Origin of the sequence: Pseudoroseomonas cervicalis ATCC 49957, from assembly GCF_000164635.1 — a bacterium.
GTDB lineage: Bacteria > Pseudomonadota > Alphaproteobacteria > Acetobacterales > Acetobacteraceae > Pseudoroseomonas > Pseudoroseomonas cervicalis.
The window spans coordinates 585,961-590,146 of the sequence record NZ_GG770778.1 but is presented as its reverse complement, the minus strand read 5'-3'; the positions used below and the strand labels follow the sequence as shown (position 1 = coordinate 590,146).

General features: G+C 74.7%; 4 protein-coding genes. 3 read left to right on the top strand and 1 reads right to left on the bottom strand.

Annotated features, from left to right (window positions below):
- Positions 1-134: 134 nt before the first annotated feature.
- Positions 135-1,178, bottom strand: a complete 1,044-nt coding sequence (hemC, locus tag HMPREF0731_RS09810; protein ID WP_157136037.1) for a hydroxymethylbilane synthase — start codon at positions 1,176-1,178, stop codon at positions 135-137.
- Positions 1,179-1,287: 109 nt separating this feature from the next.
- Here hemC and tsaD point away from each other — a divergent pair, with 109 nt between their 5' ends.
- The 3 genes from tsaD to HMPREF0731_RS09795 all read left to right on the top strand — a co-directional run.
- Entirely contained in the window at positions 1,288-2,355 is a 1,068-nt protein-coding gene (tsaD, locus tag HMPREF0731_RS09805) for a tRNA (adenosine(37)-N6)-threonylcarbamoyltransferase complex transferase subunit TsaD (RefSeq protein WP_007003952.1), read from the top strand.
- Complete coding sequence (locus HMPREF0731_RS09800; RefSeq protein WP_007003951.1) at positions 2,352-3,179, top strand: 23S rRNA (adenine(2030)-N(6))-methyltransferase RlmJ; 828 nt, start codon at positions 2,352-2,354, stop codon at positions 3,177-3,179. The genes tsaD and HMPREF0731_RS09800 overlap by 4 nt, the downstream gene beginning before the upstream one ends.
- A gap of 4 nt (positions 3,180-3,183) precedes the next feature.
- Positions 3,184-4,186: NAD(P)H-dependent glycerol-3-phosphate dehydrogenase (locus HMPREF0731_RS09795; protein WP_007003950.1), on the top strand; the 1,003-nt coding region annotated here is incomplete at its 3' end.

Genomic DNA, 4,186 nt, shown 5'->3' with positions numbered 1-4,186 from the left:
CGCAAGGGTTCAGCACCAGCGCGGGCGCGGCGACCGGCCGCCAGCCGAGCGCGGCCACGGCCTGCATTGTCTCGGCGCAGCCCGGCTCCGGCCGGGTGACCAGGATGGCGGGCGGCTCCGGCACGGCGCCGCCTTTAGCTGATGAAAATATCGGCGGGGCTGTCGGCGCGCAGGCTCTCGCCCAGTTCGCGGCCGATCCGCTCGGCCTCGCCGGCCGCGCCGTGCAGGCTGCGCTTCAGCAGGAAGCTGCCATCGGGGCGCGCCACCAGCCCGGTCAGGTGCAGCTCGCCGCCCGGCAGCAGCCGCGCATGGCCGCCGATCGGCGTGCGGCAGGAGCCGTCCAGCGCCGCCAGCAGCGCCCGCTCGGCGCGGGAGACGGCGCGCGCCGTGCGGTCCTCGATGCCGGAGAGCAGCTCGTGCAGCTCGGTATCGGCCGCGCGCACGGTGACGCCGACGATGCCCTGGCCGGCCGCCGGCACCATCGCCTCGGCATCCAGCACCACCGAGGCATGGCTCTCCAGGCCGAGCCGCTTCAGCCCGGCGAGTGCCAGCAGCGTGCCGTCGCACTCGCCGCCCGCCAGCTTGGCCAGGCGCGAGCCGACATTGCCGCGGATCATCTCCACCTTCAGGTCGGGGCGGGCGTGCAGCAGCTGCGCCTGGCGGCGCAGGCTGGCGGTGCCGATGCGCGCCCCGGCCGGGATGGCGGAGAAGGGGTCGGCCGGGTCGGCATCCGCCGCGCCGGGGCCCAGCACCAGCGTGTCGCGCGCATCCTCGCGCCGCAGGGTGCAGGCCAGCACGATGCCGGGCGGCAATTCGGTTTCCAGATCCTTCAGGCTGTGGACCGCGAAATCGATGCGGCCATCCAGCAGCGCCTCATGGATCTCCTTGGCAAACAGCCCCTTGCCGCCGATATCCGCCAGCCGCTTGTCCTGGATGCGGTCGCCCGAGGTGGCGATGACATGCTCCTCGAAGGCCTTGGCATTGCGCAGCACCGGGCAGAAATGCAGCACCAGCTCCAGGAAGGTGCGGGTCTGCCACAGCGCCAGCGGCGAGCCGCGGGTGCCGACGCGCAGCGGCAGGGAGCGCCGCGCATGCGGCTTCACCGGCCCGCCGGGCGCGGCCTTGGACAGGCTCGCGGGGTGTCCGCCCACACCGCCCCGCTGATCCGCAGGGGCCATGACGCGGCCGGAAACGAGGATTCCCGCCGGGGCAAGCGGCGGGACAGGGTGGGCAAACGACATGCCGCCGTCATAGAACCACGGCCCGGCATGGGGAAGGCAGGAACGGATGCGATCGGCGCCTATCGAGGGACCAGTCCTGGGTTTGGAGGCCAGCTGCGACGAGACCGCGGCGGCCCTGCTGGCGCCCGATGGCACCATCCTGGCCGAGGCGGTGCGCAGCCAGCTCGCCGAGCACACGCCCTTCGGCGGCGTGGTGCCGGAGATCGCGGCGCGCGCGCATCTGGCGCATCTGCCCGCGCTCGCCGCCCAGGTGATGGCGGAAGCCGGGGTGCGGCCGGCCGATCTGGGCGGCATCGCGGCCACGGCGGGGCCGGGGCTGATCGGCGGGCTGATCGTCGGCGCCAGCTTCGGCAAGGGCATGGCCATCGCGCATGGCCTGCCCTTCGTCGCGGTGAACCATCTGGAAGGCCATGCGCTGACCGCCCGCCTGCCCCTGCTGCGGCAGAGCGGCGTGGTCGAGCGCCCGGTCGAATTTCCCTATCTGCTGCTGCTGCTCTCCGGCGGGCATTGCCAATGCGTCGCCGTCGAGGGGCTGGGCCGCTACCGGCGCTTGGGCTCCACCCTGGATGACGCGGTGGGCGAGGCCTTCGACAAATCCGCCAAGCTGATGGGCCTGCCCTGGCCCGGCGGCCCGGCGCTGGAGAAGCTGGCGCGGAGCGGCGACCCGAAGCGCTTCCCCCTGCCCCGCCCGATGCTCGGCCGCCCCGGCTGCGATTTTTCTTTCAGTGGGCTGAAGACGGCCGTGGCGCAGTCGATCCCGAAGCTGGTCACCGAGCAGGACCGCGCCGACCTCGCCGCCGCCTTCCAGTATGTGGTGGCCGCCGTGCTGGCCGACCGGGCGCGCAACGCGCTGGCCATGCTGCCCGGGGCGACGGCCATGGTGGTGGCCGGCGGTGTCGCCGCCAACCAGGCGGTGCGCGCATCCCTCTCGGCCGAGGCGGCCAAGGCCGGGCTGCCGCTGGTGGCGCCGCCGATCCGCCTCTGCACCGACAACGCCGTGATGATCGCCTGGGCGGGGATCGAGCGGCTGCGGGCGGGGCTGACCGACGGCCTCGACCACGCGCCGCGCCCGCGCTGGCCGCTGGACGAGCTGCGCGCGGGGGATGCCGCATGAACTACCGCCATGCCTTCCACGCCGGCAATTTCGCCGATTGCATGAAGCACGCGCTGGTGGTCGCGCTGGTGCGGCGGCTGGCGGTGAAGGACACGCCCTTCCGCGTGCTCGACACCCATGCCGGCATCGGCGCCTATGACCTGACCGGCTCGGAAGCCGAGCGCACCGGCGAGTGGAAGCGCGGCGTCGGCCGGCTGCTGGCGATCGAGGAAGGCCCGCTGGCCGAATGGCTGGAGCTGGTGCGCCGCGCCGGCTTCCCGCCGCGCTACCCGGGCAGCCCGGCGCTGATCCGCATGCTGCTGCGCCCGCGCGACCGGCTGGTGCTGTGCGAGCTGCATGATGAGGACAGCGCCACGCTGCGCACCCTGTTCCGCGGCGACCCGCAGACCGCCGTGCACAAGCGCGACGCCTGGGAGGCGCTCTCCGCCCTCACCCCCTTCGCCGAGAAGCGCGGCCTGGTGCTGGTCGACCCGCCCTTCGAGCAGGAGGGCGAGTTCGAGCGCATGGCCGAGGCGCTGGCCACCGTCGCGCACCGCTTCCGCGCCGGGGTGCAGGCGCATTGGTACCCGATCAAGCACCGCGCCCCGGTGCGCGCCTTCCACACCGCCATCGCCGAGAGCGGGGTGCGCGACATCCTGGCCTGCGAGCTGTGGCTGCGCGAGCCCACCGACCCGCAGCGGCTGAATGGCTGCGGGCTGGTGGTGGTGAACCCGCCCTGGAAGTTCGAGGAGGAGGCGCGCGCCATCCTGGCCGCGCTGCTGGAGCATCTGGGCGATGGCGAGCCCGGCCAGGGCTTCGCCGTCAGCCGGCTGGCCGAGGAATAGGGCGATGCAGCGGATCGCGGTGATCGGCGCCGGGGCCTGGGGCACGGCGCTGGCGCTCCAGGCCGCCCGGGCCGGGGGCGAGGTGATGCTCTGGGCACGCGACCCCGCCCGCGCCGCCGCGATGCAGGCGATTCGGGAGAATGCGGCGCATCTGCCCGGCCACACCCTGCCGCCCGCCATCCGCATCACCGCCGACGCGGCGGAGGCGCTGGCGGGCGCGGGGCTGGCCCTGCTGGTGGTGCCGGCGCAGCACATGGAGAGTGTGCTGGCGGGCTTTCCGGCGTTGCCCCCCTCGCTGGTCGCGGCCAAGGGGGTGACGGTGCGCGGCCACCGCCTGCCGCTGGAGACGCTGGCCCTGCTGCGGCCCGGGCTCTCCACCGGCGTGCTGTCCGGCCCGAATTTCGCCGCCGAGATCGCCGGCGGCCTGCCCGCCGCCGCCGTGGTGGCGAGCGTGGATTCTGGCCTGCGCGAGGCCGCGGCGGCGCGGCTGGCCACCCCCGGCTTCCGCCTCTACGGCCAGGACGATCCGGTGGGGGTGCAGGTGGGGGGCGCGGCCAAGAACGTCATTGCCATCGCCGCCGGGGCGGTGATGGGGGCCGGGCTCGGCGAGAATGCCCGCGCCGCGCTGGTGACGCGGGGGCTGTCGGAGATCTCCCGCCTCGCCGTGGCGCTGGGCGGGCGGGCGGAGACGGTGGCGGGGCTGTCGGGCCTGGGCGACCTGCTGCTGACCTGCACCGGCCCGGGCAGCCGCAATTTTTCCCTGGGTTTTGCGCTCGGCCAGGGCCGCCAACTGAAAGACATCCTGGCCGGGCGGAGCAGCGTGACCGAGGGGGTGGCGACCGCCCCGGCCCTGCTGGCGCGCGCCGCCGAGGCCGGGGTGGAGATGCCGATCACCGCGGCGGTGGCGGCGGTGCTGTCCGGCGCGCTGGACGTGCCGCGCGCCATGGAGGCGCTGCTGGCGAGGCCGCGCCGGCAGGAGGGGCTGCAGCCGGAGGGCCCGGGCAGCG

Bases quoted from the DNA above. Each gene is read 5' to 3' on its own strand.
- HMPREF0731_RS09800 (WP_007003951.1), top strand. From the start codon at position 2,352: ATGAACTACCGCCATGCCTTCCACGCCGGCAATTTCGCCGATTGCATG.
- tsaD (WP_007003952.1), top strand. From the start codon at position 1,288: ATGCGATCGGCGCCTATCGAGGGACCAGTCCTGGGTTTGGAGGCCAGC.
- hemC (WP_157136037.1), bottom strand. From the start codon at position 1,178: ATGGCCCCTGCGGATCAGCGGGGCGGTGTGGGCGGACACCCCGCGAGC.